At 38.4% G+C, this 2,544-nt stretch carries 3 protein-coding genes; all 3 read left to right on the forward strand.

All coding sequences use genetic code 11. The features are described 5' to 3' along the window. Positions 1–133: 133 nt before the first annotated feature. Complete coding sequence (locus ACOVO2_RS02930) at positions 134–502, forward strand: four helix bundle protein (protein WP_421768538.1); 369 nt, start codon at positions 134–136, stop codon at positions 500–502. Positions 503–550: 48 nt separating this feature from the next. After that, complete coding sequence (locus tag ACOVO2_RS02935; protein WP_421768539.1) at positions 551–1,006, forward strand: DUF4920 domain-containing protein; 456 nt, start codon at positions 551–553, stop codon at positions 1,004–1,006. A 237-nt stretch (positions 1,007–1,243) separates the two neighbouring features. After that, the gene (locus ACOVO2_RS02940) at positions 1,244–2,524 is read left to right on the forward strand and encodes an amidohydrolase family protein (RefSeq protein WP_421768540.1); all 1,281 of its coding nucleotides are present in this window, start codon (positions 1,244–1,246) and stop codon (positions 2,522–2,524) included. The last annotated feature ends 20 nt before the right edge of the window (positions 2,525–2,544 follow it).

Here is a 2,544-nt window from a genome sequence, read left to right on the forward strand (position 1 = left end):
CATTAAAACCGATACAGGAGTTGATTGTAAAGGTTGGGTAACAGTGGTAGATTAATTTTGAATGATTGAATGATTGAATGATTGAATGAGCGAATGTAGCGTTTGAATCTACTTAATAAAAAACTTAATTGCTGTGGAAAAGATTATAGAAAAAACTATTTTTGTTGAGGAATTTAAGAAAAGAACAAAAGATTTCACGCTGAGAAATATAAAGGTATTTCAATCTCTACCAAAAACAGACGAAGCTCAAATCATAGGTAAACAATTACTAAGGTCAGCAAGTTCGGTTGGAGCAAATTATAGGGCGGTTTGTCGAGCAAGAAGCAAAGCTGAATTTTACTCGAAATTAAGTATCACTGTTGAAGAAGCTGACGAATCGCTTTTCTGGTTAGAAATTTTAGTTGAATCAAATATTTTACCATTAAATAAATTAGCAGATTTAATGAATGAGGCAGAAGAAATCATAAAAGTACTTTCTAAAGCAAGGAAAAATACAAATTAACCATTCTCTCATTCGCTCAGTCAATCATTCAAAATTAAATTATCAACAATGAAAAAACTCATCACACTTTTCGCAATTATTTTCGCAGTAAACGTTTCATTTGGTCAAAAATATGACAGTTTTGGCGAAAAAATCAAGCCAAGCGGAGCCATCACCACGACAGATTTAGCAAAAAAAGCCGCTGAAAAAGGAACAGTAGATGCCAAAGTAACGGGCGTAGTAGAATCGGTATGCCAAGTAAAAGGTTGCTGGATGAAAGTGAAGATGGACAACGGCCAAACCATGCGAGTAACATTCAAAGATTATGGTTTCTTTGTACCGAAAGATATTGCTGGCAAAACCATCGTTTTTGAAGGAAATGCAAAAACTAAAACCACTTCGGTTGACGAGCTTCGTCACTACGCCGAAGATGCTGGAAAAAGCAAAGATGAAATTGCAAAAATCACCGAGCCAAAAACTGAGTTAGCGTTTGAAGCCAATGGTGTTTTAGTACCAAAAAATTAAGGTTTTCACCGAAATTACCTCAAAGGTCTTTCAACTCCGAAAGACCTTTTTTTATTGCTTACAGTCTTATCACTTTCCACCCATAGTCCAAAGTATTCTTAAATTACACAAAACATTCTTTTCATGCCTTGTGAAAACGCTTGGTAGTAAAAAAATCTTAGCAAGTAATTTTATAAAGAATCAAAATATCCTACTTTTAGCAATTAAATTCAACTACCTAAACTAAAAAACATCTCAATGAAAAAAACTTACCTTTTGGCTCTTTCGGTTGGCTTATCATTTTCGTCTTTTGCCCAACGCACGCTTATTCATTGCGGAACTTTGATTGATGGTATAAGTAATTCCCCTAAATCTCAGATGACAATCGTTGTTGAGAAAAATCGCATCGTTGATGTGCAAAGTGGCTATACTTCCGCACAAGCAAGCGATAAAGTGGTAGATATGAAAACCAAAACCGTTACGCCTGGTTGGATTGATATGCACGTGCATATCGAAAGTGAAAGCAGCAAAGACCAATACATCAAACGCATGAGTTATGGTATGGCTGATATTGCTTTTGAAGCCCAAAAACACGCCAACACTACCCTAATGGCTGGATTTACGACCGTTCGTGATTTGGGTGGAACTGGCGTAAATATTTCGTTGAGAAATGCCATAAATAAAGGTTTGGTAATTGGGCCAAGAATTTTTACCTCAGGAAAAACCATTGCCACCACTGGCGGACACGGCGACCCAACCAATGGTATCAATTCCAAATACACAGTGCCAGATGATGTAACTGACGGTGTTGTAGATAGCCCCGAAGAAGGTCGTCAGGCCGTACGTCAGCGTTATAAAGACGGTGCCGATTGCATAAAAATTACAGCAACTGGCGGTGTTTTGAGCGTGGCTAAAAACGGGAAAGGCCCACAGTTTACCGAAAGCGAAATTGAAGCCATTGTTTCGACGGCTAAAGATTACGGCTTTATTGTGGCTGCTCACGCACACGGAGCCGAAGGCATGAAACGTGCGATTCGTTCGGGTGTGACAACTATCGAACATGGAACGCTGATGGACGATGAAGCGATTGAATTATTCAAAAAATACGGCACTTACTACGTGCCTACGATTATTGCAGGAAAATCAACCTTAGATTCGGTAAAAATTCCGGGATATTATCATCCATTGATAGTGCCTAAGATTTTAGAAACAAGCAAACAATCGGCCATTACATTTGCAAAAGCCTATAAAGCGGGCGTAAAAGTTGCCTTTGGAACTGATGCGGGGGTTTTTGCTCACGGCTATAATGCAAAAGAGTTTATGTATATGGTAGAAGGTGGAATGCCAATGATGGAAGCAATAAAATCGGCCACTATCGTAAATGCCGAGATTCTGGGAATGAAAGATGACCTTGGGTCTATCGAAAAAGGTAAACTGGCTGATATTGTGGCCATTGATGGCGACCCTCTACAAGACCCCAAAGCTATGATGAATGTGGTGCTTGTAATGAAAGAAGGTAAGATTTATAAGCAGAAATAATTTTTAAGGAAGTCTTCGCT

It is taken from the genome of Emticicia sp. (genome assembly GCF_049241225.1).
GTDB lineage: Bacteria > Bacteroidota > Bacteroidia > Cytophagales > Spirosomataceae > Emticicia.

Coding starts and splice junctions, on each gene's coding strand:
- ACOVO2_RS02940 (WP_421768540.1), top strand. CDS start 1,244: ATGAAAAAAACTTACCTTTTGGCTCTTTCGGTTGGCTTATCATTTTCG.
- ACOVO2_RS02935 (WP_421768539.1), top strand. CDS start 551: ATGAAAAAACTCATCACACTTTTCGCAATTATTTTCGCAGTAAACGTT.